The organism is Streptococcus rifensis, from assembly GCF_053203525.1.
Map to the genome: position 1 here is coordinate 74398 of NZ_JBRUCW010000002.1, position 25692 is coordinate 100089.

24 protein-coding genes and 1 pseudogene are annotated in these 25692 nt (G+C 43.2%); 7 read left to right on the plus strand and 18 right to left on the minus strand.

All coding sequences use genetic code 11. From position 1 onward, the window contains the following. Window positions 1-42 precede the first annotated feature (42 nt). The 3 genes from ACVRYP_RS01555 to ACVRYP_RS01565 all read right to left on the minus strand — a co-directional run bounded on the left by ACVRYP_RS01555 (window position 43) and on the right by ACVRYP_RS01565 (window position 4334). A complete protein-coding gene (locus ACVRYP_RS01555; protein ID WP_447467017.1) occupies window positions 43-1881 on the minus strand; it encodes a beta-glucoside-specific PTS transporter subunit IIABC in 1839 nt (612 codons plus the stop codon). Window positions 1882-2024: 143 nt separating this feature from the next. Beyond that, window positions 2025-2918: a MurR/RpiR family transcriptional regulator gene (locus tag ACVRYP_RS01560; RefSeq protein WP_447467018.1), complete on the minus strand. Its 894-nt coding sequence runs from the start codon at window positions 2916-2918 to the stop codon at window positions 2025-2027. Window positions 2919-3005: 87 nt separating this feature from the next. Then, window positions 3006-4334, minus strand: coding sequence for an NtaA/DmoA family FMN-dependent monooxygenase (locus ACVRYP_RS01565; RefSeq protein WP_447467019.1), 1329 nt, complete (start codon window positions 4332-4334; stop codon window positions 3006-3008). A gap of 148 nt (window positions 4335-4482) precedes the next feature. Here ACVRYP_RS01565 and ACVRYP_RS01570 point away from each other — a divergent pair, with 148 nt between their 5' ends. Both ACVRYP_RS01570 and ACVRYP_RS01575 read left to right on the plus strand, forming a co-directional pair. After that, entirely contained in the window at window positions 4483-4863 is a 381-nt protein-coding gene (locus tag ACVRYP_RS01570) for a winged helix-turn-helix transcriptional regulator (protein ID WP_447467020.1), read from the plus strand. 99 nt (window positions 4864-4962) lie between these two features. Continuing rightward, window positions 4963-5925: an NAD(P)H-dependent flavin oxidoreductase gene (locus ACVRYP_RS01575; RefSeq protein WP_447467021.1), complete on the plus strand. Its 963-nt coding sequence runs from the start codon at window positions 4963-4965 to the stop codon at window positions 5923-5925. A gap of 77 nt (window positions 5926-6002) precedes the next feature. Here the strand turns inward: ACVRYP_RS01575 and ACVRYP_RS01580 are convergent, their stop codons facing one another. The 4 genes from ACVRYP_RS01580 to lepA all read right to left on the minus strand — a co-directional run bounded on the left by ACVRYP_RS01580 (window position 6003) and on the right by lepA (window position 10465). After that, window positions 6003-6500 carry a YkgJ family cysteine cluster protein gene (locus ACVRYP_RS01580; RefSeq protein WP_447467022.1) on the minus strand — a complete coding sequence of 166 codons (498 nt, stop codon included), beginning with the start codon at window positions 6498-6500 and terminating at the stop codon, window positions 6003-6005. 122 nt (window positions 6501-6622) lie between these two features. After that, entirely contained in the window at window positions 6623-7648 is a 1026-nt protein-coding gene (locus ACVRYP_RS01585) for a YeiH family protein (RefSeq protein ID WP_447467023.1), read from the minus strand. Window positions 7649-7809: 161 nt separating this feature from the next. Continuing rightward, window positions 7810-8565, minus strand: a complete 756-nt coding sequence (locus tag ACVRYP_RS01590; protein ID WP_447467024.1) for an alpha/beta fold hydrolase — start codon at window positions 8563-8565, stop codon at window positions 7810-7812. A 76-nt stretch (window positions 8566-8641) separates the two neighbouring features. Next, a complete protein-coding gene (gene lepA, locus ACVRYP_RS01595; RefSeq protein WP_447467025.1) occupies window positions 8642-10465 on the minus strand; it encodes a translation elongation factor 4 in 1824 nt (607 codons plus the stop codon). A gap of 147 nt (window positions 10466-10612) precedes the next feature. Here lepA and ACVRYP_RS01600 point away from each other — a divergent pair, with 147 nt between their 5' ends. From ACVRYP_RS01600 to ACVRYP_RS01615, 4 genes are read left to right on the plus strand one after another with little or no spacing between them, the layout of a single operon-like run. Further along, on the plus strand, window positions 10613-10978 hold the full coding sequence (locus tag ACVRYP_RS01600) for a GntR family transcriptional regulator (protein WP_307120910.1): 366 nt from the start codon (window positions 10613-10615) through the stop codon (window positions 10976-10978). 1 nt (window position 10979) lies between these two features. Continuing rightward, window positions 10980-11681: an ABC transporter ATP-binding protein gene (locus tag ACVRYP_RS01605; RefSeq protein WP_447467026.1), complete on the plus strand. Its 702-nt coding sequence runs from the start codon at window positions 10980-10982 to the stop codon at window positions 11679-11681. Between the two features lie 13 nt (window positions 11682-11694). Continuing rightward, a complete protein-coding gene (locus ACVRYP_RS01610) occupies window positions 11695-12465 on the plus strand; it encodes an ABC transporter permease (protein WP_447467027.1) in 771 nt (256 codons plus the stop codon). Between the two features lie 13 nt (window positions 12466-12478). Next, window positions 12479-13294, plus strand: coding sequence for a hypothetical protein (locus ACVRYP_RS01615; RefSeq protein ID WP_447467028.1), 816 nt, complete (start codon window positions 12479-12481; stop codon window positions 13292-13294). Window positions 13295-13516: 222 nt separating this feature from the next. Here ACVRYP_RS01615 and rplS read toward each other — a convergent pair whose 3' ends face one another. The 7 genes and pseudogenes from rplS to ACVRYP_RS01650 form a co-directional block, all read right to left on the minus strand. Then, window positions 13517-13864, minus strand: coding sequence for a 50S ribosomal protein L19 (gene rplS / locus ACVRYP_RS01620; protein WP_447467029.1), 348 nt, complete (start codon window positions 13862-13864; stop codon window positions 13517-13519). A gap of 148 nt (window positions 13865-14012) precedes the next feature. Further along, window positions 14013-14969, minus strand: a pseudogene (locus tag ACVRYP_RS01625) (siderophore ABC transporter substrate-binding protein). Between the two features lie 21 nt (window positions 14970-14990). Further along, window positions 14991-15740: an iron ABC transporter ATP-binding protein gene (locus ACVRYP_RS01630; RefSeq protein ID WP_447467030.1), complete on the minus strand. Its 750-nt coding sequence runs from the start codon at window positions 15738-15740 to the stop codon at window positions 14991-14993. Continuing rightward, complete coding sequence (locus ACVRYP_RS01635) at window positions 15737-16702, minus strand: iron chelate uptake ABC transporter family permease subunit (protein ID WP_447467031.1); 966 nt, start codon at window positions 16700-16702, stop codon at window positions 15737-15739. Before ACVRYP_RS01635 ends, ACVRYP_RS01630 begins: the two co-directional genes overlap by 4 nt. Beyond that, the gene (locus ACVRYP_RS01640) at window positions 16695-17651 is read right to left on the minus strand and encodes an ABC transporter permease (RefSeq protein ID WP_447467141.1); all 957 of its coding nucleotides are present in this window, start codon (window positions 17649-17651) and stop codon (window positions 16695-16697) included. Before ACVRYP_RS01640 ends, ACVRYP_RS01635 begins: the two co-directional genes overlap by 8 nt. 201 nt (window positions 17652-17852) lie before the next feature. After that, window positions 17853-19319, minus strand: coding sequence for a UDP-glucose--hexose-1-phosphate uridylyltransferase (galT, locus tag ACVRYP_RS01645; protein ID WP_447467032.1), 1467 nt, complete (start codon window positions 19317-19319; stop codon window positions 17853-17855). Window positions 19320-19341: 22 nt separating this feature from the next. Further along, window positions 19342-20517, minus strand: a complete 1176-nt coding sequence (locus ACVRYP_RS01650) for a galactokinase (protein WP_447467033.1) — start codon at window positions 20515-20517, stop codon at window positions 19342-19344. Window positions 20518-20661: 144 nt separating this feature from the next. Here ACVRYP_RS01650 and ACVRYP_RS01655 point away from each other — a divergent pair, with 144 nt between their 5' ends. After that, the gene (locus ACVRYP_RS01655; RefSeq protein WP_447467034.1) at window positions 20662-21666 is read left to right on the plus strand and encodes a LacI family DNA-binding transcriptional regulator; all 1005 of its coding nucleotides are present in this window, start codon (window positions 20662-20664) and stop codon (window positions 21664-21666) included. Between the two features lie 306 nt (window positions 21667-21972). Here ACVRYP_RS01655 and ACVRYP_RS01660 read toward each other — a convergent pair whose 3' ends face one another. The 4 genes from ACVRYP_RS01660 to rapZ all read right to left on the minus strand — a co-directional run bounded on the left by ACVRYP_RS01660 (window position 21973) and on the right by rapZ (window position 25686). Then, window positions 21973-22848 (minus strand): aldose 1-epimerase family protein, encoded by an 876-nt coding sequence (locus ACVRYP_RS01660; RefSeq protein WP_447467035.1) that lies wholly within the window; start codon window positions 22846-22848, stop codon window positions 21973-21975. Between the two features lie 68 nt (window positions 22849-22916). Next, window positions 22917-23828, minus strand: coding sequence for a DNA-binding protein WhiA (whiA, locus tag ACVRYP_RS01665; protein WP_447467036.1), 912 nt, complete (start codon window positions 23826-23828; stop codon window positions 22917-22919). Then, window positions 23825-24799 carry a gluconeogenesis factor YvcK family protein gene (locus ACVRYP_RS01670; RefSeq protein WP_447467037.1) on the minus strand — a complete coding sequence of 325 codons (975 nt, stop codon included), beginning with the start codon at window positions 24797-24799 and terminating at the stop codon, window positions 23825-23827. Before ACVRYP_RS01670 ends, whiA begins: the two co-directional genes overlap by 4 nt. Then, a complete protein-coding gene (rapZ, locus tag ACVRYP_RS01675; RefSeq protein WP_447467038.1) occupies window positions 24796-25686 on the minus strand; it encodes an RNase adapter RapZ in 891 nt (296 codons plus the stop codon). Before rapZ ends, ACVRYP_RS01670 begins: the two co-directional genes overlap by 4 nt. Window positions 25687-25692 lie beyond the last annotated feature (6 nt).

Here is a 25692-nt window from a genome sequence, read left to right on the forward strand (position 1 = left end):
CAGTTTAAACGAAAGGAGGGAACCCCCTCCCTCTCATATTACTTAAATTAAATCTCCAGCAAAAACCTCTCCTGTATTTTTGAGCGTAATGTCTTTGCCTTTGGCATCAGTGATAATGGTCATGATGCTAGTATCGTATCCTTTTGCTTTCACAAGGTCTAAATCAACGGATGCGAGGGCCTGACCAGCTTTAACGGTCTGACCTTGTTGTACCAGAGCTTTAAAGCCTTGACCAGCTAATTCAACTGTGTTAATGCCGATATGGACCAGAACTTCAACACCATCAGGACGGACAATCCCATAAGCATGCCCCGTCGGGAAGACCGTTGAGACCACACCATTGACAGGGGCAAGAATCTCACCTGTGGTAGGCACAAGAGCAACACCATCCCCCATTGCTTTGCTGGCAAAGACTTCGTCTTTTACAGTTTCAAGAGGTACCAATGTACCTGTAGCGACGGCTACGACAGTGTCGTCAGAGACAGTTGTCGTCGGGACATTTGAGACATCTGCTTCTTTTGGAAGCCCTAGGATAAAGGAAGCTACAAAGGCAGCCACAAAAGCGATGGCACAACCGATGCCTGCATGTACGATGACATTTGGAAATTCGGCGCTGAAATAGCTAGGTAATGACAGGAGACCTGGTGGTACCTGCGCAAAACGCCCGACACCCATAACACCAAGATAAAGTCCAGCCACGCCACCACCAATCATGGCTGCGTAAAGGGGACGCTTGTATTTAAGGTTGACCCCATAAAGCACAGGCTCTGTAATCCCTAATACAGCTGAAATACCTGTTGAGATAGACAAGCCTTTGAGGACCTTATCTTTGGTTTTAAAGGCAACCGCAAGAGCTGCACCACCCTGAGCAATGTTTGAAACCATCATCCCTGGTCCTGCTACTGTATCGATTCCTTTTGTCGCCAACATATTGATCCCAATTGGGATAATGCCGTAATGCATGCCAGTCATGACTAAGAGTGGAGTCGTTGCCCCGATAAGCATTGGCACTAACCAAGGCGCAACACCATTCATCATCGATACAAGGGCGTTCAAGCCATCCCCCATCCAGGTTCCCAAAGGACCAATAAAGAGGAAAGTCGCTGACATGACAATGAGCAAGGTCACCATCGGTGCCAAGAAAATCCGTAAGATTGCTGGCGTGTACTTAGTCACCACTGGCTCAACGTAAGACAAGAACCATACCGCAAGGATAATCGGAATAACTGAGGAACTATAATTAGCAAGAGTAACAGGTAAGCCTAGAAAATCGAGCCCTGTTCCTGCCTCACGCGCTGCTCCTACTATGGCCACGAAGGTGGGGCTAATCAAACTAGCTCCAATGGCCATAGCGAGGTATTGGTTGGTTTTGAACTTCTTAGCAGCGGATGCGGCTAGAATGACAGGAAGGAAATAGAAAATCGTATCCCCAAAAATACTTAAGAACTTAAACGTATTGTCTTCAGGCGTTAACCAGCCAAACATGAGGCTCAAGGAGTTGATGACCTTGATCATCCCAGCACCGGCCATGACAGGCACGATTGGTACAAACATACCTGCAATGGTATCTAAGACCTTAGCGACTTTCCCCTTATCATCCTCTTCTTGAGGCGCTTCTTCTCCAACGCTAAAATTTGCCTGGGCAGTGATCGCCTTAAAGACCGAAGCAACTTCTGGTCCAATGACAATCTGGTACTGTCCCCCACTCTGAACCACGTTAATCACACCTGGGGTATTGTTGAGGCTCTCAGTGTCAGCCTTGCCCTCATCCTTGAGGTTAAAGCGCAGGCGGGTCGCACAGTGAATCAGGGAATTCACATTATCCTCGCCCCCTACCTTGTCGATAATCGTTTGTGCCAATGCTGTATAATCTTTAGCCATGACGTCAACTCCTTATTGTTTGATGATATGATTGTATTCCCTTTCATTTCTTAAAACAATAGTTTCTGACCTGCTTTCACTAGCGTTGCTAAATTGTCCCATAAAAACAGCAAAAATCCGCAACACTGTTGCGGACTGGATGATTAATAGTCTTCTAACCCTTCTTTTAACAAGGGATTGCTAGATTTCCGTTTTTGCTCAAAGGCTCGGGACACCTTGACTTTTTGGTCATAATGCTTGTCATAATCTCTCTGGAAATAACTGGCATAGAGGCTGTCGAGAATAAAGGAAATGGAAATCAATGAGCTGAAATTGCCAAGGTTTTCAATCAAGCGCTCTCTGGTCGATATACGAATGACCACGTCAAAAAGCAGTGACAGGGTATTGTCCCCAAAAGAAGTCAGTACAATGGTCGGCAACTGCCTTTTTTTCAAAACCTCTGCTACTTTTAAAATCGACTCCGTCTCTCCAGAGTAGGAAATTAAGATAAAGCAAGTGTCCTCTCTGGCTTGAAGGGTGGTGAAACAGAGGTTGTCCAAGCGTCGCTCAATAGTGACAAGCTTCCCGAGCTTCACCATTCTGTTTTTAAAGGTCTCAGCCATCTCAAAAGCATCGCCAACCACTCCAAATTGAATACTGGTTGCCTTTTCCAGTATACGGGTCGCCTGTTGGAGGACATCATGGTTAAGGAGAGACAGGCTATCTTGGACCGTCTCTTGATATAGGCTAGCCATTTTGGACGCCACAGCCAAATTTTGATCCCGCTTGCTAAAAGGTCGATTGGGATCAATGTCTTTAAAATTTGTGTCTAAGTAAGTGACTTCTGACAGATATGCCTCCTTAAAAGCGTTGAATCCATCGAACCCTAGCCATTGGCAAAAGCGTGTGATGGTCGATGGTGCAACAAAGAGCTCCTTAGCAATAGCACGAGAGCTCTTGGTTTTCAGGTCATGACCTGCACCTAAAAAGTAATCGGCAATCTCTACCTCAATTTCAGTCATTTCACTGTGATCTAGCAAGCGTTCCTTAATGAGCATAGCTGACCTCCTTGGTATCGTCTTAGTCCATTATAACACAGTAAAGATAGAAAACCACCTGACATACAGCAGGCGGTGGAGACTCCATTATTTTCTAAGACCGTATTGATAGGGCAGGCCGAGATTCTCTCGAAGCGTTGTGCCTTCATAGTCTTTATGGAAAATGCCACGTTCTTGTAGGATTGGGACCACTTCTTCAACAAAGCGTTTAACCCCATCATGGGCCAAATCAGGGACGATTGAAAAACCATCTGTGGCCCCTGATTCAAACCATTCTTGCAAGAAGTCAGCAACATCCGTAGCAGTTCCAACCACCACAGGATGGTAATTGATGACACCCATGGCTAAAGTGTCCAGCGGCGAATAGCCTTCTTGGAGCAATTCTACAGCTCGTGACGAACGGGGATCTTGCCAATTGGCTTGCAGCATACGGCGCACTCCTTCTGGCAATGGCTTGTCAACATCAAGACTGGTCAAATTAAGCCCGACCATGGCTGAGAGGTAGCGTAAGCGTTGACTAGTCTCTTCTGGGTCGAAGGCCATGACCTGGCGCCGACGGGCAAGAGCTTCTTCCTTCGTATCTGCAATGGTAAACATAAAGCCTGTAAAGACATTAATCTCATCTGCTTCACGACCATGGCGAACAGCAGCATCTCTCAGGATGTCACGATATTCCCGAGATTCTTCGATGGTAAAGGGATTAGCATAAACGCCTGACGCAAAGCGTCCAGCTAACTCAACACCTTCGCCACTAGGTCCAGCTTGAAAAAGAACGGGTTGGCCTTGTTCGGATGGCGGAATTGGAAGGGGGCCTGATGTTTTGACATACTCGCCGCGATAGTTAACGGGCTTAATCTGACCCAAGTCAGCAAACTGCCCAGTCTCCTTATTATGGATATAGGCCTTTTCTCCCCAAGACCCCCAGAGAGATTGCACCGCTTCGATCACTTCATGCGCTCGACCATAGCGCTCTTGACGAGTTGCGATATGGGTACCAAAGTTATCGGCTGTCGCTCCTGTCGAAGTCGTCACTGTGTTCCAGCCAACTCGTCCGTGACTGATAACATCAAGGGTTTTTAAATGACGAGCTAGGTTATAAGGCTCATTAAAGGTGGTTGAAAAAGTCCCAACTAACCCGATATGCTTGGTCGCACGCGCCACAGAGGTCATGGCAATGAGCGGATCCATAGAGTGCATAGGCGTATCGACTCCGATGTTGTTGACCAGCGCAGGTGTATCCGCCATAAAGAGGGCATGAAGTTTCCCTTTTTCAGCTAATTGGGCCATTTCAACGTATAAATCCATATCTGTGTAAGCATCTGCTTTTGCTTCTGGCAGGCGCCAGGTTTTGAACTCACCCCCATAGCCTGAGACCATTTGGAGGACAATTTTCATTTGATTTTGGTTTGTAGTCATTCGTTTATCCTTTTTCATTTTTATGATAGAATGAGTATACCAGACTTTTGTCGCCCTTAAAAGAAGGCAAAAATAACAGACAAGGTACACTTTTCTGTTGCTTTTGATTGTTTAGGGTTCCATTGACATCAAAGGAAAGGAAAATTTTATGGCTAAAATCTGCCCGAAAGGGTTTCGCCCAGAAGATTTAGAAAATCCAACCCCCATCTTCCACCTTCTCTATACCCAGACAGTCATGGACGGCCGCTGGAAATTAATGATTTTGGATTATTTGGCTGATGGCATCAAACGCTTTAACGAAATTCAAAAACACCTCAATAACTTATCCCAAGGTTCCCTCACCAAGCAGCTCAAGGAAATGGATACTGATGGCCTCATCACGAAGACCATCCATCCAGAAGTTCCTCCTAGAGTCGATTACCAATTGACCGAAAAAGGGCGCGATTTACTTCCCATTCTGGAACTAATGGTGGAATACGGGGAAAAACACACCAAAGATGGTAGCTACAAAAATCATATCAAGGCCTAAGGTACACAAAAGTGTACTAGGTCTTTTAAAATTGCCGTCTTCTCAAGAAAGTGCCTCCCTGTTATAATGAAGGCATTCATTTGAAAAGGAGATAAACCCATGATGAAAACCCGTGTGACCGAAATCCTCGGCATTCAATACCCCATCATCCAGGGGCCAATGGCCTGGTTAACCAATGCAGAATTTGTCGCTGCTGTCAGCAACGCTGGAGGACTTGGTATCCTCGGACCGAACGCTGGTCAAACAACCATCACGCGTGACCCTCAAGAAACCGCTGAGCGCATGCGCCGTGAAATCCAAAAAGTCAAAGCTTTGACTGACAAACCGTTTGCCTCGACTCTCGTCGTTGATTATGACTTAACCTATACTTGGCCAATCCTTCAAGTCGTCCTTGAAGAAAAAGTTCCAGTTGTCTTGATTAATGGGATTTTGGACGAACGTATTTTCAATCCCTTGAAAGAAAATGACATTAAAATCGTCTACCGTCCTGGCAATCCATCGATAGCCGATGCCAAAGCTGCTGAAGCCTTTGGCGTGGATATCTATGTTGCTACTGGCTTTGATGAAGGCGGTACCGTACCAGAGAAAGTGATCGGAACCTTCTCCATTGTGCCAATGATTGTTGATGCGGTATCTATCCCCGTGATGGCAGCTGGTGGTATCGGGGATATTCGTGGTGTTCGAGCAGCCTTTGCCCTCGGTGCTGAAGGCGTCTTTGCTGGTTCGGTTTTCCTACCAACGGTTGAAAGTCCAGCACACCCATCTGTTAAAGAAAAGATTGTTAACGCCACAGCAGAAGACCTTCTGCTCTTCCGTACCCTTCCAGCCTACTACCGTTCTCTTCCAACAGACTTGGCGCATCAAATCGTGGAGCGCGATCAAGCCGGGGCTTCTCGTGAAGAATTAGCCAAACTCCAAAATGGCGGTATGGGCATGTTGAAAGGCATGGTCGAAGGTAATTCCCAAGAAGGCTTTATCTCTGTAGGGACAGGAATTACACCCATTAAAGCGATTCGACCTGTCCAAGAAGTCATTGATGATCTGATGGCAGACTTTAAATAAGCATATTAAAAAAGACACTTGCCTGACGAATAGGCCTGTGTCCTTTTTCTATTTTCTACTCAACTGATGTTATTTCCTCAAACCCTCTCCCGCAGCTTTTCGACAAAGAGGTAGGCTGCTGGGCAGAACAGGGTATTTTTAAGGGTCAGGTTATTGATCTGATAAATTTTCTTGCGATCCGTGTGAGGAAACTCCCGACAGGCTTTGGGCCGCACATCGTAAATGCTGCAAAGGTTATCCTCGCCTAGAAATGGGCAGGGCATGCTTTGAAAAACCTTGTCCCCATCTTCGTCTGTCTTTAAAAAAGCTTCTTCAAACGCTGGTAGCTTCATGCGAAAATGTTTAGCAATCCGTGTAATATCTGCTTCTGTAAAGAGTGGACCAAGCGTTCGACAACAATTGGCACACTTGGTACAATCAATCTCGTTAAATACTTCTGTGTGCACCTCCTGGACAATCTTATCCAAATTTTTAGGTGCTTTACGTTTTAAAGTAGCCAGAAAAAGTCGGTGTTCCTTTTGCTTTTGCAGGGCAAGCTCGTGGTAGCGTTCAATATCGATCTGGTCAGTTGGCATAGCTTCTCGTCTCCTTTAGCTATTATTATATCAAAAAAATGCAAGCCGTGTTTCCACAGATTGCATTTGTAAGCAGGGAAGTTACCTACTTTTATCAGTTATTTCATTTGTAGGGATTCGATTTACCAGACGCCCATCACTGCTTGCATGCCTAAGCTAGTCAGGGTAATCGCTAACCAACAGATGGCGCCAACTGCGATAACCTGGCCACCTGTCTTAACCAACCGAATGGGATTGGTGTTTAGACCAATCCCTGACATGGCCATGACGATGAAGAGTTTGGAAAGGGTCTTGAGATGGCTAAAGAGAACAGGCTGAACACCGAAAGCCGCTACTACTGTCGTAATCAGAGAAGCAGCTAGGAAATAGAGGATAAAGGTCGGAAAGACTTTCTTCAGTTGGAAACTTGCTTGAGAAGCTCCGCTATTTTCAAGACCTTTTGACGACTTGTACCAGGACAAGGCGAGAGTAATAGGGATAATAGCCAAGGTTCGCGTCAGTTTGACGATGGTCGCTCCATCCAGGGTATGGCTCTGGTGTATAGCATCCCAGGCCGTTGCGGTCGCGGTTACTGATGACGTATCGTTGACAGCTGTCCCGGCAAAGAGGGCAAACCCCTCATGAGACAGACCAAGCATCTGTCCCAGGGTAGGAAATAGCAGAGCTGCTAAGATGTTAAAGAGAAAGATGACAGAGATGCTCTGGGCTACCTCTTCATCCTTGGCTCCTATGACGGGGGCTGTCGCAGCAATGGCAGATCCACCACAAATCGAGGAACCGACACCCACCAAAGTAGCGGTATTGACCTCTAACTTAAAGGCCTTCTGTAAGCCAAAGGCGACGATAAGAGCCACTGAGATAGTTGAAAGGATAATCGGCAAAGAGGTCAATCCAACAGACACAACCTGCCCTAAATTAAGGCCAAAGCCTAGAAGGACCACGGCTAGTTGGAGAATCATCTTAGACGTATAAGCAATTCCTGACTGAGTCTTATCCCGTTTGGTGTGGAAGTGACCGACAAGCATGCCTAGTAAAATAGCAAACACGGGTGCCCCGATTAAGGGCAGGGCCTGTCCCAAAACCCAAGCAGGTATGGCTATCAGCAGGCATAAGAAAATACCGGGTATTTTTTGAGTTTCAAAAGGCATGGTTACTCCTTTTTAGCATTTTTATCATTGTTCAAAAGGAAAAACAGGCTGTTAGGTTAACCTGTTTATCCCTATTTTAATCTTCATTTCTGCATATAAAGACCTGAGACTTATCAACTCATGAATCAATAGAGTCTGTCAAACTATTTTTTTATTGCATATTACCGCCCAAGTAAAGTGTTAACGGCGTCTAGTACTATTTGACTTTCAGTCCAATGGAGATAATGAGAATCACCTGCTAAAATTAACTGACTCAGAGGATGATCAGTCTTATATTCAGAACTTAAGTATTCTTCTTCTCGAAATGCTTGTGATATCACAATGCTAGGGAGATTTGCTGGAAAAGATTTACATTCAGCCAACTCTTTTTCACCAAGCGATGGGTAAAACTGAAATGTTTCATTACCAATTTGAAAATGTCGCTCTTGAGTTTCAGCAAAGGATTTCCATAAATCCTTGTGTTGTTGATCTGACATGCCACGCTTTGAAATAGCTTGAAAATACTGCTCTGTTCCCAGCTCAGATATCTGTTCACTAACTCTTTCAAATTCAGGATAGAGGACTTGCCCCTTCATAACTGCAAGAGTTGTCGGTTCAATCCCTAAAAAACCCTTACAGCCTTCTGCGGTTTCAATTAATTTTAATGCTAATAATCCTGCAATGCTATGCGCTATTAAGATATAATCAGATACTTGATAGTAGTCCAACACGACTCTAGTAGCCTCTACCCAATCCTGCAAGTGGAAAGAGGACTGGTCTTGAATACTGCTCCCTCCAACATTTGGGTAATCGATTGTTAATATCCCTACATCTTTCGGGAAGTTTTGCCAGACAGGTGCAAAATTTTCCTTGGTGGAAAAGTCTCCAACTCCACTGAGAAATAAAATCGTTTGATAACCTTCTTTATGATAAGTCATTAATGTCCCGATACGTGTCCCAATTAATTGTGGACACAGTTCTTGTGTAACATTTCTATTCAATTTCTACACCATTTTACTCTTCATCCATTGACAGTACGCTGAGGAAAGCTTCTTGCGGAACTTCAACAGAACCAATCGCCTTCATCCGTTTTTTACCAGCTTTTTGCTTTTCAAGGAGTTTGCGTTTCCGGGAAACGTCACCGCCATAACACTTGGCTAGGACATTTTTACGGAGGGCCTTGATGTCGCTTCTGGCCACAATCTTTTGACCAATCGCAGCCTGAATCGGCACCTCAAACTGTTGACGTGGAATGATTTTCTTAAGCTTATCCACAATTAATTTACCACGTTCATAGGCAAATTCCTTGTGAACAATAAAGCTGAGGGCATCGACTTTTTCCCCATTGAGCAAAATATCCATCTTAACCAGACGACTTGGTCGGTATTCAGATAGCTCATAGTCAAAGCTTGCATAACCACGGGTAGAGGATTTCAATTTATCAAAGAAATCAAACACAATTTCAGCAAGTGGAATCTGGTAGATGACATTGACACGATTGTCGTCAATATAGTCCATGGTCACAAAATCCCCACGCTTCCGTTGGGCTAATTCCATAACCGCCCCGACATATTCCTGTGGAACCATGATTTGGGCTTTGACATAAGGCTCCTCAATATTATTCACTCGGGTTGGATCTGGGAACTCAGATGGGTTGGAAACCTCAATCATCTCCCCATCTGTCGTATTGACATGGTAGACAACCGATGGTGCTGTCATAATGAGGTCAATATTAAACTCGCGCTCAATCCGCTCTTGGATAACATCCATGTGGAGAAGCCCTAAGAACCCACAACGAAAGCCAAATCCAAGGGCTTGAGACGTTTCAGGCTCAAACTGAAGACTGGCATCATTGAGTTGCAGTTTTTCCAATGCTTCACGCAGATCATTGTACTTATTAGAGTCGATCGGGTAAATCCCCGCAAAGACCATCGGGTTCATCTGTTTATAGCCTGAAAGGGGGGCATCAGCAGGATTATCAGCAAGAGTTACCGTATCTCCGACACGGGTATCTGCCACCGTTTTGATAGAGGCGGCAATATAGCCAACATCACCTGCTGCTAAGAACTCACGCCCAATGGCTTTTGGTGTGAAAATACCAACCTCTGTGACATCAAAGGTCTTACCGTTGGACATCATCTGAATGCGATCGCCTGGTCGCACCACACCATCCATTACCCGGACCTGCAAAATAACCCCACGGTAAGGATCATAAACAGAGTCAAAAATAAGGGCCTTGAGCGGACCTGCAACATCACCTGTTGGTGCCGGTACCTTCTCAACGATTTGTTCTAGAATCTCAGAAATCCCAATGCCTGCTTTAGCAGATGCTAAAACGGCTTCAGAAGCATCTAAACCTATGACATCCTCTATTTCACCACGCACCCGCTCAGGATCCGCTGCTGGCAAGTCAATCTTATTGATGACAGGCATGATTTCAAGGTCATTGTCCAAAGCCAAATAAACATTAGCCAGTGTCTGGGCTTCAATTCCTTGAGCCGCATCTACAACAAGAATGGCTCCTTCGCAGGCCGCTAAGGATCTAGATACCTCATAAGTAAAGTCAACATGTCCCGGTGTGTCAATCAGATGGAAAATATAGGTTTCGCCATCTTTAGCTGTGTAGTTAAGTTGTACAGCATTGAGCTTAATGGTAATCCCACGCTCTCGCTCCAAGTCCATAGAGTCCAATAGCTGGGCCTGCATTTCACGTGTCGATACAGTTTCTGTCTGTTCTAAAATACGATCAGCCAAGGTTGATTTCCCATGGTCAATATGAGCAATAATGGAGAAATTACGAATTTTTTCTTGACGTTTTTTTAAATCTTCGATTTGCATACTAGTTCCTTTTTCTGTCATCTAACCCATTATACCAGAAAATAGGACGGCTTTCTAAATATTTTCTCAGAATAGGCATAAATACTTGCAAGATAAAAAAATCTATTGTATTATATAAATAGAACAATACAACAGAAAGGAACTGCTATGGCCTGGAAATTTGATAATAATCAACCGATATACATCCAAATTTGCAACATCATCAAATTGCAAATCGTAACAGGGCAACTTCAAAGCGGCGACCGTCTTCCTTCGGTTCGAGACCTTGCAGAAATTGCTGGTGTTAATCCCAATACCATTCAACGAGCCTTATCAGATCTTGAAAATCAAGGATTTGTCTATTCCAGACGAACATCTGGTCGCTTTGTTACCGATAATCAAGAGTTGATCACTGTCACGCGCCACACACTTGCTCAAGAGGAACTTTCAAACTTTGTCACTAATATGGGCAATCTTGGCTTCAAAGACAACGAGATTATCCCTGAATTAGAATCGTTTTTAGGAGGAAACTAAAATGTCCCAACCACTTGTTGAGATTAAAAACTTATCCAAACGTTACAGCAATAGCCTTGCTCTAGATAACATTAACCTTACCCTCATGCCAGGGAGCATTATTGGTCTTTTAGGTCCTAATGGCTCAGGCAAAACAACCTTAATTAAACTTCTAAATGGGCTTTTACAACCAAATGAAGGTGAAATCTTTATCAATGGCATGAAACCCTCGCCGGAAACCAAGAAAATTGTGTCCTATCTACCCGATACCACCTATCTCGACGATAATATGAAGGTTGTTGATACTCTAGATTTCTTTAAAACCTTTTATGATGATTTTGACATGGAGACAGCCCTACTGCTATTGAAAGATTTGAATATCAACCTTGATATTCAACTTAAGAAATTATCTAAAGGAAATAAGGAGAAAGTTCAGTTAATCTTGGTCATGAGTCGCAAGGCCAAACTTTACATTCTTGATGAACCCATCGGAGGTGTTGATCCTGCAGCCCGTGACTATATTTTGAGAACTATCATTAACAACTATTCTCCCGACGCTTCTGTTCTGATTTCAACCCACTTGATTTCAGATATTGAAAGTATTCTTGATCATGTCGTCTTCATTCATAATGGCCATATCGTTCGCCAAGGAAATGTCGATGACCTCCGTGTTGAGCACGGTGAATCCATCGATGAACTTTTCCGGGACGACTTCAGAGCTTAGAAAGGAGTTAGGTATGTTTGGAAAACTTTTAAAACAGGAATTTAAATCTGTTGGCAAATGGTATCTCGGACTTTATGGTCTGAGCATCGTCTTTGCTATTATCCTAGGATTCTGGGTATCTCACATGTCTCAGACTGCCGATAGTGATTCTTTTATTACTATTATACTAACTATACTGACCATTACGAGTTTTGGAGCAATCATTGCAGCTCTTGGATTATCAACCTTGGTGCTTATTATCAGACGCTTCAAGGACAATATCTATGGTCGTCAAGGGTATCTAACAATGACCTTGCCTGCTACTACTCACCAGATTCTACTCAGTAAACTAACAGCAGCCATCATTTGGTATTTTCTATCCATTTTAGCTGTCGGACTGTCTATCTTTATTATCGTTTTGATTAATACTGGCTGGACTGACTTGCTCACTGGCCTTAAAGAAATCTGGGTAAATGCAGATTTTCAGATGATTTTTAAAGAAATTTTTGCCGGAAACCTAACCCCATATATCATCAGCTTTTTACTTGGAACTGTTGGTAATGTTCTTATGCTTTATTGTGCCATAGCTCTAGGACATCTGGCAGAAAGTCACCGTGTGCTTTTATCATTCGTTGCCTTCTTTGTTCTTTATGCTCTCCTTTCAATAATGGTTATGTTGGTTCTTAATAGGACAGGAATCACGGAACATTACTATTGGTTTAATTCTGCTTTTAACATTGTCTTTTGTCTGATCACTTATTTTGCAACCCACTACATGATTAAATACAAGCTAAATATCCAATAGCGCTGGAGGTTTTATGTTTGGAAGACTTTTGAAGTATGAATTCAAATCCGTCAGCAAATGGTACCTCGGGCTTTACGTTATCAGCTTGATGTTATCTGTGGTCGTTGGACTTTGGTACCATAACATGGTTGAAAACACCGTATCATCTTACGATTCTGCCTATCTTTTTGGCCAACTGCTGGCATCTGGTGGCCAAAAAGGATTCATGGCCATTCTTTTGATGCTATTGATGATGTCCTATGGCGTTGTCATGATGACCATCGTTTTGTCCACCATTTTTCTAATCGTCAAGCGTTTTAGGGAGAATATTTTTGGCAAGCAGGGTTACTTGACCATGACTTTACCTGCTAACATCCATCACATATTGGGGAGTAAGCTACTGTCTAGTCTCATCTGGTCACTCATTTCACTGATTATTATCATTGTTAGTTTTACACTATTAAGTGGAATTCACTTTTTCAGCAGTATCACAGACCCTTTCATCGCTTTATGGAATAGCTTAAGCTTATGGTTCCGAGACTTTGGTTTCATTGCTTTCGACTTTTTGGTAACCATTTCCCAGTTATCCTCTTTTATTCTGATCACTTACCTGGCCATTGCTATTGGGCATAGTTTTGAAAATCATCGGACCTTGCTTTCGTTTTTAAGCTTTTTTGTCATCGGTTTTCTATATTTTGTTCTTTATGAGGTCTTCATACCCGCTTATTCAGATTATTATATTGGCCGTTATTGGTATGCTAGTTTTAGCTTAGTCTTTCATCTGATATGCCTTGCAAGTAGTTACTTTGCTACCAGTTATCTGCTAAAACATCGATTAAATCTAGAATAAATCCTTGGGCTGAAATGCCGGATAAGAGAAGGTCATCGGGCCTTCTCTTTTTCGTTATGGCTTCCAGCTATAACAAAAAAGGCTCTCTAGTGAGAACCTTTCAATCCGAATTGAACACAGGCTAAAATCCTAGTGAAAAAGATAAATTTGCTTGAAAATCTTTGATTTTCAGCTAATTTCCTATTTTCATACCGATTTTTTAACGCCTTTTGTATCTTAATTTTAACGACGGATTTCTTTGATACGGGCTGCTTTACCTTGAAGCGCACGCAAGTAGTACAATTTCGCACGACGTACTTTACCGTAACGGACAACCTCAATCTTGTCAACACGTGGCGTGTGGATTGGGAAGGTACGTTCTACGCCGATACCGCTAGAAATTTTACGAACGGTGTACATTTCTGAAATCCCTTGACCTTTACGTGAGATGACCACGCCTTCAAAGATCTGGATACGTTCACGAGATCCTTCGACAACCTTCGCATGTACGCGAACAGTGTCACCAGGACGGAATGATGGGATATCAGTACGAAGTTGACCTTCAGTCAAACTTTGGATTAATGGATTCATTTTTTTCTCCTATCTTTGTCAATCATAGGTGCTTTTAAACCCAGCGGATAAACTGTATTTACGTGCGTCCATTACACACAAGCAATATATTACCACAATTAGAAAAAAATGGCAAGGGGTAAACCTGCCATTTAATAGGAAATATCCATTATTTCGCAAAATCTTTGACATCGTCAATCATTAATTGTGTGGATTCAAGACCGCCACCTGAAAGATACCAGAGGTCAGAGGTTAAGGTCACAATGCCTTCATTTTGAGCTGCTTTCGTGGCTTGGACCAACTCGTTTTGTAAGAGGCTTTCATTGCTAGAATTATCCCCGCCGATGGCTAAGGTACGGTTTAAGACAAAAATAAGATCTGGGTTTATTTCACTAATCCCTTCAAAGCTGATCTCTTGACCATGACGTGACTCCTCAATCTCTGCATCAGTCGGGTGGAAACCAAGTGTGCTATATAGGAAAGCAAAGCGTGAATTAGGGCCAGACACGGCCATATTCCCTTCGTTCAAGACCATGGCAAGGGCTTTTTTATCTCAGGCTTCATTGGCTGATGCTATGTCAGCAATTTGGCTATCGAGATTAGCCAGTTGTTTTTCGGCTTCTGCCACAGCATCTTCACCGAAGATGCTAGCAAGTGCTGTGATGTTAGCTTTTACAGAGGTCCAGTAGTCTGTATTGTCCGTCTCAAACGTGATCGTTGGAGCAATCTCGCTAAACTGAGGCACATAATCCGCTGTACGTCCTGAAGCAATGATCAGATCTGGTTCAAGTGCTGCAATAGCTTCTAAATCAGGTTCTTTCATGTTTCCGACACTGGTGAGATCTGACAGGTCTGAGAGATAAGCTGGTAGACCCTGAGTCGGCAAACCTACAATTGCCTCTTCAAAGCCAAGTGCTCGAATGGTATCTGCAGCTCCGAGATCAAAGGTCACAATTTTTTGAGGGTTGACTGGCACAGTCACATCACCAATGGTCACTTCTGCTGCAGTTTCACTTGTTTTAGTCGTTTCTGATGTCGTGTTCGATGTGTTAGAGCAGGCGATGAGCATGAAGATTGCTAGCATGGCAACTAAGGGGGCTGATAATTTTTTAAACCAATTGTTCATTTTATATTTTCCTTTTCTTTTTTAATAAATACAATGTTGTTTGTCGTCTATATCGACGATTCGCACTGACATGTCATAGAGCTTGTCCAAGACTGGCTTGGTCATAACGGTAGCTGTGGGGCCAGATTGAAACACTTGGCCATCTTTAAAAGCAACCATATGGTCGACATAACGACTAGCAATATTGATGTCATGAATGACAATTACTACTGTTTTTCCTAGATCGTCCACTAATTTCCTTAAAATGGTCATCATGGCAATACTCTGCTTCATGTCCAAGTTATTGAGTGGCTCATCAAGGAGAATGATGTCCGTATCCTGGGCTAGAACCATAGCGATATAAACCCGTTGCAACTGTCCACCAGACAAGGTATGGATGTAGCGATCCTTAAAACCGTCTAATCCCATATAAGCAATGGCTTCTTGAATTTTAATTTGATCTTCCTGCGTCAAGCGGTTCCCACTGTATGGAAAACGTCCAAAGCTGACTAACTCATCCACTCGCAATCGGGTGTGGTAATGCTGGGATTGCTTGAGTAATGACAGTTCTCTGGCTAACGCCTTATGGTCCCAAGCCTCAATTTCCTGCTCCTTGATCCAGAGGTAGCCACTTTCCTTAGGCAACAAACGGCTCATAATATTAATGAGAGAGGATTTTCCGGCTCCATTTGGCCCGATAAAAGCTGTAAAGCCCTCAGTTGGGACTTCCATGGAGATATCGGTCAGAACGGCTTCATCCCCAAAACGTTTGGAAATGGCTTCTATTTTCATAGGTGTTTTTTCTCCTTAAAGATTAAATAAAAGAAGAGCAGGCCTCCGATGAGCTCTATAATCATGCTGATGTTAAAACGATAGCCCAATAAGCGTTCAATGACGAACTGTCCAATGATTAAAATCAGAAATCCTAGGAGACTCGCTACAATAAAAAGCTCTTGGTGACGATAGGTTTTAACGAGCTGATAAGTAAGATTAGCCACCAAAAACCCTAAATAACTCAATGGGCCAACCAAGGCGGTGAGCGTCGCCACCATCATGGTAATAATCCAGAGGAATAGCCGCTCTTCTCTCACAACATCAACCCCTAGAATGGTGGCTGTCTCTGCCCCTAAATGGAGGACATCAAGGATGGCTGATTTCTTCCAAAGAACAATAGCAAACAGACTTATTAAAACGAATCCAAGACCTAGAATTGAGACGTTCATTCGCTGAAAGCTTGGAAATAATCTAGATTGAAGTTGGTCAAACTCATTGGGATCCATGGTGACTTGGATAAAGGTCGATAAACTGCGAATCATGGTACCCAACGCCATACAGATGAGTAAAATCAAGAGCAATCCTTGGTTTAATAACTGTTTCAAGGCTGGCTGTAAAAAGAGGAAGAAACTAGATTGCACAGCAATCAAAATCAAGCACTCAAGGATAGGGTGGAGAAATAGATCGCCCACTAAGCGCCAGGATAGCCAATACAAGACGGTTTGTAATAACACATAGACAGCTTCTAACCCTAAAATGCTAGGCGTTAAAAAGCGGTTACCTGTTAAGGTTTGAAAGCTAATAGTTGAAAAGCTAACACCTACAGCGACTATAAAGTAAGCAAGTACTTTCTGACTTCTTGCTTTTAAGGCGTAAGTCGTTAAAGGAGAACTAAAGGGAAGGAAGTAAAGCACTGCCACCAGTATAGCCAGGACCAGTAGACTAGTGATCCATTTCCTTGAGGAACTTGAGTTACTCATAAACACGTCCCTTCCATAAAAGAATGACAAATCCTAAACTTCCAAGAATCCCCAAAATCACACTAACCGACACTTCATAGGGTGCAATAACCACTCGAGCCAGAATGTCACAAATCATAACCAAGCAAGCCCCAGCTAAAGCTACTGTCGAAAAAGAGCGCTTCAGATGATCCCCTTGATATAATCTCACGACATTTGGAACGATCACTCCTAAGAAAGGAAGAGAGCCAACCGTCATAATCGTGACACTAGTCGTCAGCGCCACTAGGATAATGACTAACACTTCATAACGCCAATAAGATAATCCCAAAACACGGCTAGAATCTTCGCCCAACCCCATCAGAGTTAACCCTGATGACAAGCTCCAGGCCAATATTAAGATAATCGAATTAAGAAAAAGCCATTCGTACTGATTGGTTTGAATCATGGCAAAGGAGCCTTGTAACCAAGAAGACATAGACTGCACTAAATTAAAACGATAGGCAACGATGGTGGCAAGGGAACCGATTATTCCGCTATAAACAACACCAATTAAGGGCAAGACCCACTGCTCTTTAATCGGTAAAGTTTTGACCAATTTGAGGAAAATCAGTGTTAATAGAATCGCTGTCAAAAACGAAAAGGTCATTTTCTGAGCTAATGTTGACTGTGGAAAGACAAAGAGACTCAGCAACAACCCTAATTGAGCAGCTTCGACAGTACCGACTGTCGATGGTGCCGCAAAGGGATTTTGGGTCATGGTTTGCATCAAAAGACCAGCCACGGACATGGACGACCCAGCAAGGAGTATACTTAGCGTACGAGGTAACCTAGAGGCTTGAAAAATAAGCCACATGTTTTGATCGCCAGCCAACAAAGCGGACCAAGAAAATCCTGTTCTAGCCCCGATTGTTAAGGAAAATAGAGAAAGTACTATTAAAAGACCTCCTAAAAAGAAATTCCTTTTTATGCTAAACCACCCCCTCATTAAATTTTTTTACTCATCTACCTTAACAAAATTTTTCACAAAATGCAAGGTTTTATTAAAATTATCTGACAATTTAATGAATTTAAAGAAGTTTAAAAAGGTTGCCAGTTAATCAGAACGGTCATATCTACAAAAAAACTGAAGTCAGCATTGCTGTCCTCAGTTTTTATAAGTCGGTTGATGTTAACGAATACTATTAATAAACTTTAGAAAACCTGCCTGTCCTTCTGGTGTACGTTTATAGACCCCAGCATCCTCAAGGACCCGGCTAAAGACCAGTCCAATTTCCTGCTGGACAATGTCCGTCACGGTTTCTGCTGTGATATTACTGTATTTATCACGAATCTGATCCGCCCACGTTTGATGATAAGGGGCCACTTGGTCGATTTTTACGAGCAAATAGTCTTCTACTTCTGCCATTTCCGCTTTAAGACGTGGCGGTAAAATAGCCAGTCCCATGACCTCAATCAAGCCGATATTTTCCTTTTTGATGTGTTGAACATCCGGATGGGGATGGTAAATCCCGTCTGGAAATTCTGCCGAGGTCTGATTGTCACGCAAGACCAAATCCAGTTCAAAATCCTCACCCACTCGTCTGGCAATTGGAGTCACCGTGTGATGTGGTGTCCCATCAGTCTGATCCTTGATTTGTAAAGAATCGTCTGAATAAGATCGCCATGCAGCCAGAATCTTTTCAGCCAAGGCTAAGATGTCTGATTTACTCTTCGAGCGCAAACGAAGCACTGACATCGGCCATTTGACAATACCTGCCTCCACCGATTCAGAACCAGCAAACGAAACTGGTGTCTCAATAGGGGCCTTTTCCATAGGGAAGGTATGACGACCCCCTTGGTAATGGTCATGGGTCAAGATAGAACCGCCAACAATCGGAAGATCGGCATTAGACCCGGCAAAGTAACCAGGGAATTGTTCGACAATATCTAAAAGACGACTAAAGGTTGCAGGTGTGATGCCCATGGGAACATGCTGGCCATGCAGGAAAATGCAATGTTCGTTAAAATAGGCATAAGGTGAATATTGAAAGCCCCATGTTTGCCCTTGCAGATCAAAACGGATAATCCGGTGATTGGTCCTAGCTGGATAGCCAATACGCCCTTGATAGCCTTCGTTTTCAAGGCAAAGCATGCACTTCGGATAGTCAGAAGATGGCATGGCTTTAGCAGCCGCAATAGCTTTAGGGTCTTTTTCAGGCTTAGAAAGGTTAATGGTGATTTCTAAGTCTCCAAATTCGGTCTCTGTTGTAAAGGCAATATTTTGGGCAATAGCCTTCACTTTAATGTAGTCATTGGCCTGACTAAGTTGGTAAAAATCAGCAATCGCCTTTTCGGAACTTTCCGCATAAGTCGCCCAGAACTGACGGTTAACCTGGCTAGGACTCGGCGTGATAAGGTTCATGAGCTCAGCCCCTAACATGTCCTGCTCATCCGCTAAATCAGAAATCTTTCCAGAAACAATAGCTTGCGCTACCAAGGCATCCTTGAGTTGCAAAATGGACAGCTCTTCAGGTGCTTCAGTGTCATCTTCTCCAACTAAGGCTAAGACACGATTGACCAGATAAGCACGATCCAACTCTTCAAAGAGTCCATGATCGATGACTTTGGTCACAAATTGTTGAACTAGAGTTGGCATCTGCTCCTCCTTATTCTAGCGATTAAGCACGCCACAAGACTTTAGCCCCGTCAGCTATCTCAGCAACATAAAACTCTGCATCATAACCCACAACCTCACGGTAGTGGTCACCAACAGTTTTAATAAAGTTATCTACCTTGTCTTTCGCAACAATAGCAATGGCACAGCCACCAAAGCCTGCTCCTGTCATGCGAGCACCAACAACACCGTCTTGCTCCCATGCTGTGTGAACCAGGGTATCAAGCTCAAGGCCAGTTACTTCGTAGTCATGCTCCAATGAAACATGAGAAGCATTCATCAAACGGCCAAATTCTGGTATATTTTCAGCTTCTAAAGCCGCAAAAGCTTGCATGGTACGACCGTTTTCCAAGACAGCGTGACGAGCACGTTTGAGGCGGTTAGCATCCTTAATCAAGTAGGCATACTGATCAAAGGACTGCCCATCTAGTTCACCAAGGGTCTGAATGTCTACACCACCGGCTTGCAGCTCGCTGACTGCTTCTTCACACTCTGCTCGGCGTTCGTTGTACTTGGAATCTACCAACTCACGGCGTTTCTTGGTATTCATGATGACCACGACATTATCGCCCAAATCAAGCGGAGCGAGTTGGTATTTCAGGGTATTGGTATCAAGCAGAATGGCTTGATTTTCAGCACCCATCCCAACGGCAAACTGATCCATAATGCCTGAATTAACACCGATAAAGTCGTTCTCTGTTTGTTTCCCAATTTTGACCAAATCGAGACGCTCAAGATTGAGGCCATACAGTTCTTCGGCGATGATACCAGTTAAAAGTTCCAATGAGGCTGATGACGAAAGGCCTGAGCCATTAGGAATATTACCATAAACATAAACATCCATCCCTGTCTCAATAGGATGCCCAGCCTCCTTCAAGAATTTGAGCACACCCTTAGGGTAGTTAGCCCAGTTATGCTCGGGCTCATTGGCAAGTTGCTTAAGATCGACTTCAATGATCCCCTTGTCTTCAAAGTTAGCAGAATAGAACCGCAAGAGATTGTCATCACGCTTACGGGCTGCACCAAAGGTGCCCACTGTGATGGCGCACGGAAAGACATGGCCACCATTATAATCTGTATGTTCTCCGATCAAGTTAATACGGCCTGGTGAGAAGAAAGTCGCCTCAGCTTCCAGTCCAAAAATGTCTAAAAAAGCTTGTTGTAATTCCTCTGTTGTCATAAAAAACCTCCGTTTTGAGCTGTTTTTCTTTTATTATACATTTTTTAAGTAAATATTTCAATATATTTAGTAAACTTTTTAAGTGTTTTACTTACTGATCATTTGGTGGTATAATGTTTGAATAAAACTAGAGAAGGAGATAGTATGGCAACCATTAAAGATATCGCCAAAAAGGTCGGGGTCTCTAGCGCAACTGTTTCTCGAGTACTTAATTACGATCAAACCTTATCCGTTAGTGATGAGACCCGCAAAAAAATTTTTGACACTGCTGATGAGCTTAATTATACCAAGCATATGAAAAAAGTTCCTGTTAAGAAGAGTCAGTCAAAACTCGCGATCATCCAGTGGTATAGTGAACACGAGGAACTCGATGACCTCTACTATTACGCCATCCGAACAGGTATAGAAAAACAAGCTCAGGAACTTCATTATGAAATCATCCGAATTTTTGACCAAGAAGATCTGGAGCCTATTAAGCAATCAGACGGCATCATTGCTATCGGTAAATTTAGTAAACCCCAATTGAAAGACCTTGCCGGCTATAACCTTCCTTTGGTAGTGGTAGACAGTAATACCTTAGCCCATGGTATTTCTTGTGTCACCACTGATTTCACCTATGGGGTTCAGTCTGCTCTGGACTATTTTTGGCAACGGGGTATAAAAGACATCGGCATGTTAACCGGTCAAGAAAATACTGCTGATGAAAGAGAAATAGTTGCCGATCAACGATTGATTGCTTTTCAACAGTACTTAGAAAAACGCCAAGCATATCAGTCTCAATGGCTGAAAGTAGGGGCGTTTACAGCTGAGAGTGGTTATCAAATGATGAAAAAACTCATTCATCAGGAAAAAGATCAACTTCCTCATGCCTTCTTTATTGCTAATGATAATCTTGCCATCGGTGCCCTTAAAGCGCTTCAAGAAGAACGAATTGCAGTTCCTGAACGCGTCAGCCTTATTTCCTTTAATGATACAGCTGTGACCAACTATGTGTTTCCAGCGCTATCCAGTGTTACCGTTTTTACCAAAGAAATGGGAGCTGCTGCTGTGGACCTCATCCACCAAGTATTAAGCAGTGACGAAACGGATTTGCCAGTCAAACAAGTGACATTAGCAACAAAATTGACCATCAGAGCATCAAGTATATAAAAAAGGAGCTGTTGCTCCTTTCAGATTGAAGACAAAGTCTCTTTTGAAACTTTCCTTAGTTGATAACGGACGGTAGCGACTCCCTTCGGGATTCCAAACCTAAGTTTTGAGCCTAAGGTCTCAAAACTTCCGAGTGCCTGAAACTATTGCGTTTCAGGCACTTTTATCACAGCGGAAAGTTTCGATAATTGCTCGCTTAGCTCGCAAAAGATCATCTCTTTAAAACCTTGCTAGAACTTTGTAATGTCCTGGTGACAGAAAAACTAGGGTTTGTCTACGTTCTCAAAGGAGCTGTTGCTCCTTTTTCTATACAATCGTCACGGTATAACTAAACCTTTTTGAGGCGCCAACTGGCAGGACGGTCGCACCCGTCTTCTCTTCAAAAATATCCGATTCTGTGTCAAAGGTAGCAAGGCCTGTCCAAGGTTCCAGAGCAATAAAGGGCGCATTGGTTCCTGCAGACCAGATCACCAAATTTGGAAAATCCTCGTAGTCAAACGTAAAAACTTTCTGGCCACCTCGTGTTTCAAGACTAACAGATTTGGCTGAGATGGCTTCAAATGCTAGAGAATCATCTGCGAAAAGGGCTTGATCCAATGGCAAAACCTCTCCTTCAAAAGGGACAGAAACTCTATCTGTTTTAGCTAACAATCCTCCAGGAAGATGATTAAAACTATAAGGCTCAACTAATTTTTCAAAATTCAATTGATAATCCTTGTAATCCAGACCTTCTTCTATTGGGCAATTGAAGGCTGGATGGCCACCGATAAAGAAGGGCAGAGCTTCATCTCCTGTATTACGAACTTCGTAAGTCGTTTTAACCGATGTCCCATCCAACTCATAGCCAATTATTAATTCGAAGGCAAAGGGGAAAACTTCCCGTGTTTCCGCACTATCTCTTAAAATGAAACGTATAGAGTGTTCCTCCTGATCTAAGGGTTCAAATTCTTGTCGTCGCGCCAGACCATGGCGGCCTAAAGTGATTGACTTACCAGTCTGTGTCACAGCTTTCCCATCTCTGAGACTTCCGCAAATGGGAAAACAGACAGGTGCTTGACCAGGCCAGTGAGCAGGGTCTCCTTGCCACAGATATTCTACTCCTGAGCTATCTTTCAAGGAACTGAGCTCAGCACCTAGTGTTTTAATAGCTATAGATAGGTTATCGTTTTTCAAATGATACATAAGGCCTCCTTAAAGCGATTACATTATCTTTTGTTAAAAAAGGACAAGGTCCTTTCCAGGTGTCTCAATCAAAGGTCATCGGCCATTTTATTTAACTTTCTGAGTCTGTGATTAACACCACTTTTGCTAATTGGCTGGCTTAAGCTATCCGCCAATTGTTGGATCGAATAATCTGGGTGTTCTAAACGCAAGATTGCAACTTCTTGAAGATCAGGTGGAAGATTATCTAGACCGATTGTACCATCTAATTTGACTAAGTTATTAATGGTCCGAACACTTGCTGACACTGTCCGAGCGATATTAGCTGTTTCGACATTGTTAGCACGATTGAGATCATTCCGTGTCTCTCTTAAAATCTTAACCTCTTCAAAATTGTCTCTTGTGGCCATCGCGCCAATCACAATAAAGAAATCCATGATATCCTCGGCCCGTTGCAAATAGGTAACCGCTCCTTTTTTACGCTCAATGACCTTAGCATCCAGCAAAAAACCTTGCATCAACTGGGCTAAATCATTGGCATGATCACTATAGATAGAGGCAATTTCAAGCTGATACTTGCCTTTTTCAGGATCTTTGACTGAACCACTCGCTAAAAAAGCTCCTCTCAAATACGCTCGACTTGCTTCTTCGTTAGAGAGGATAAAAGATGTAATGCCTGTTTCCATACCAAAAAAACTATCGGCTAGGTGGAGGTCATTTAGGATTTCCTCAACGCAATGGTCCAAATAAACTTGGTATACCCTATTTTTCTTGAGGTTAGTTTTTTGGTGATAGCGGATATCTGCTTTAACGTTATAATTTGTATGGATAAGTTCATAAACGTGGCGGGCTACCTTAGCGTTTTCGCTAGACAGTGATAAGGTTAAGCCCTGTTGACCTATTCCTAAGTTCCCCGATAGCTTAATCATGGCCGATAACTCTGACTTGTCATGGCCTGATAAAATGATTAATTCCTCTTTCACAGTTACTGTAAAGCTCATCTTGCCACCCGTATAATATTGAGGAGTTCCTCGACAACTAGAGGCCCGTCATGAAAGGCTCCGCCATTTTCAAATTCAACAAAATGTGATGAAATAACTCTTGGTACTTGGTCCTGCAGTCCCTTAAAGTCATGGGCTACCTGTACCAAATACTCATCAAATTGATGAAGATCCATATAATCTTGGGGAACTTCCTCGATATTGACTAAAACCGTGTCGATAAAAGGTTGGCCTAAATGACGATTGAGAACTGCAACATGATCAGCATCCGTGAAGTGTTCAGTCTCGCCTCTCTGGGTCATGATGTTGCAGACATAAACCACTTCTGCAGCTGTTTCCAGCAAGGCTTTTGAAATGTCAGGAATGACTAAGTTAGGCAGTATTGAGGTAAACAGAGAACCCGGTCCTAAAACAATCATATCAGCTTCCATAATAGCGGAAACCACCTTGCGACTGGCTGTCGGTGCCTCGTCGTTATAACTATTGGTCACAAAAACATGATCAATGTGACCCTGATGCTTAGCGATTTGACTTTCTCCTATAACTTCAGTACCATCCTTAAACACAGCATGTAGGGTTAATGCATTATCACTAGATGGGTAAATTTTCCCAGTAACATGGAAAAATTTCGTCAAAAGCTGCATGGCATTGTAGAGAGAGCCCTTCATCTCAGAAATTCCTGCAATAATCAGATTCCCTAAAGGATGGCCTGCTAAAGGTCCATCATTTTCATGAAACCGGTATTGAAATATCTGCTCATAGGTTTTAGGCATGTCTGACATGGCTACCAAAACATTTCTTAGGTCTCCTGGCGGCGCCATTCGCATGGATTCCCGCAATTGTCCTGAAGAGCCTCCGTCATCTGCCACAGTGACAATAGCCGTGATGTCAACGGCATGCTGACGAAGGTTATTAAGCAGTATAGGAATACCCGTTCCTCCCCCAATAACCACTATTCTCGGTTTTCTCATGAGCGGTTTACCGTCTCTTTCCGTCGATCTTTATCTCTATGGCCAAGGTTGACAGCCCAATCCGTTTGCAAATCTTCTGCCAGTCGTTTGGCAAATGCAACAGAGCGATGTTGACCACCTGTACAACCAATCGCAATCGTTAACACAGATTTTCCTTCTTTTTGGTAGTCTGGTAAAATCGGTTTAATAAGGGCTGCCAAATGCCGGTAAAAAGCTTCTGATGCCTCATGTCCCATCACATAATCATAGACAGCCTGATCTAGGCCTGTTTGAGGACGCAATTCAGGGACATAGTGTGGATTTGGCAAGAAACGAACATCAAATACCAAGTCTGCATCAAGGGGCAAACCGTACTTAAACCCAAAGCTGACCACCTCTATTCGAAAAGCTGTTTGATGATCAGCATCTGAAAAGGAATCAATAATAGCCTGACGCAGTTTTCGAGGTGTTAAATCTGTCGTGTCAATAACATGCTGGCTGGTACTTTTTAAAGGCGCCAGGAGTTCTCGCTCCTTTACTATCCCATCTAAGACGCGACCACCAGCAGCCATTGGATGACTTCGGCGCGTTTCCTTATAACGCGCAACTAATTCATTATCAGTAGCGTCCAAGAATAGGATTTTGACATCTACAGATGCATTGCTGTCCAGCTGATCAATAATCGATCCTCCATCAGAAAAGAAGGAACGACTGCGCATATCCACGACAACAGCAACTTTATCGTTATCCTGACTAGCCTCTAAGAGCTCGATAAACTTAGGCAAGAGTGCCGGTGGCATATTATCAATGGTAAAATAACCCATATCCTCAAATGACTGAATCGCGACTGTTTTACCAGCACCGCTCATTCCTGTAATAACAACTAATTGCAAAGGATTTTCTGACATTTTCTC

What these genes read in the sequence shown, in the direction of transcription:
- ACVRYP_RS01600 (WP_307120910.1), top strand. Translation starts at nt 10,613, where the DNA reads ATGGCCTGGAAATTTGATAATAATCAACCGATATACATCCAAATTTGC.
- ACVRYP_RS01615 (WP_447467028.1), top strand. Translation starts at nt 12,479, where the DNA reads ATGTTTGGAAGACTTTTGAAGTATGAATTCAAATCCGTCAGCAAATGG.
- lepA (WP_447467025.1), bottom strand. Translation starts at nt 10,465, where the DNA reads ATGCAAATCGAAGATTTAAAAAAACGTCAAGAAAAAATTCGTAATTTC.
- ACVRYP_RS01610 (WP_447467027.1), top strand. Translation starts at nt 11,695, where the DNA reads ATGTTTGGAAAACTTTTAAAACAGGAATTTAAATCTGTTGGCAAATGG.
- ACVRYP_RS01585 (WP_447467023.1), bottom strand. Translation starts at nt 7,648, where the DNA reads ATGCCTTTTGAAACTCAAAAAATACCCGGTATTTTCTTATGCCTGCTG.
- ACVRYP_RS01635 (WP_447467031.1), bottom strand. Translation starts at nt 16,702, where the DNA reads ATGAGTAACTCAAGTTCCTCAAGGAAATGGATCACTAGTCTACTGGTC.
- ACVRYP_RS01575 (WP_447467021.1), top strand. Translation starts at nt 4,963, where the DNA reads ATGATGAAAACCCGTGTGACCGAAATCCTCGGCATTCAATACCCCATC.
- ACVRYP_RS01580 (WP_447467022.1), bottom strand. Translation starts at nt 6,500, where the DNA reads ATGCCAACTGACCAGATCGATATTGAACGCTACCACGAGCTTGCCCTG.
- ACVRYP_RS01670 (WP_447467037.1), bottom strand. Translation starts at nt 24,799, where the DNA reads ATGAGAAAACCGAGAATAGTGGTTATTGGGGGAGGAACGGGTATTCCT.
- rapZ (WP_447467038.1), bottom strand. Translation starts at nt 25,686, where the DNA reads ATGTCAGAAAATCCTTTGCAATTAGTTGTTATTACAGGAATGAGCGGT.
- ACVRYP_RS01650 (WP_447467033.1), bottom strand. Translation starts at nt 20,517, where the DNA reads ATGACAACAGAGGAATTACAACAAGCTTTTTTAGACATTTTTGGACTG.
- ACVRYP_RS01655 (WP_447467034.1), top strand. Translation starts at nt 20,662, where the DNA reads ATGGCAACCATTAAAGATATCGCCAAAAAGGTCGGGGTCTCTAGCGCA.
- whiA (WP_447467036.1), bottom strand. Translation starts at nt 23,828, where the DNA reads ATGAGCTTTACAGTAACTGTGAAAGAGGAATTAATCATTTTATCAGGC.
- ACVRYP_RS01555 (WP_447467017.1), bottom strand. Translation starts at nt 1,881, where the DNA reads ATGGCTAAAGATTATACAGCATTGGCACAAACGATTATCGACAAGGTA.
- ACVRYP_RS01660 (WP_447467035.1), bottom strand. Translation starts at nt 22,848, where the DNA reads ATGTATCATTTGAAAAACGATAACCTATCTATAGCTATTAAAACACTA.
- galT (WP_447467032.1), bottom strand. Translation starts at nt 19,319, where the DNA reads ATGCCAACTCTAGTTCAACAATTTGTGACCAAAGTCATCGATCATGGA.
- ACVRYP_RS01630 (WP_447467030.1), bottom strand. Translation starts at nt 15,740, where the DNA reads ATGAAAATAGAAGCCATTTCCAAACGTTTTGGGGATGAAGCCGTTCTG.
- ACVRYP_RS01605 (WP_447467026.1), top strand. Translation starts at nt 10,980, where the DNA reads ATGTCCCAACCACTTGTTGAGATTAAAAACTTATCCAAACGTTACAGC.
- ACVRYP_RS01570 (WP_447467020.1), top strand. Translation starts at nt 4,483, where the DNA reads ATGGCTAAAATCTGCCCGAAAGGGTTTCGCCCAGAAGATTTAGAAAAT.
- rplS (WP_447467029.1), bottom strand. Translation starts at nt 13,864, where the DNA reads ATGAATCCATTAATCCAAAGTTTGACTGAAGGTCAACTTCGTACTGAT.
- ACVRYP_RS01590 (WP_447467024.1), bottom strand. Translation starts at nt 8,565, where the DNA reads ATGACTTATCATAAAGAAGGTTATCAAACGATTTTATTTCTCAGTGGA.
- ACVRYP_RS01560 (WP_447467018.1), bottom strand. Translation starts at nt 2,918, where the DNA reads ATGCTCATTAAGGAACGCTTGCTAGATCACAGTGAAATGACTGAAATT.
- ACVRYP_RS01565 (WP_447467019.1), bottom strand. Translation starts at nt 4,334, where the DNA reads ATGACTACAAACCAAAATCAAATGAAAATTGTCCTCCAAATGGTCTCA.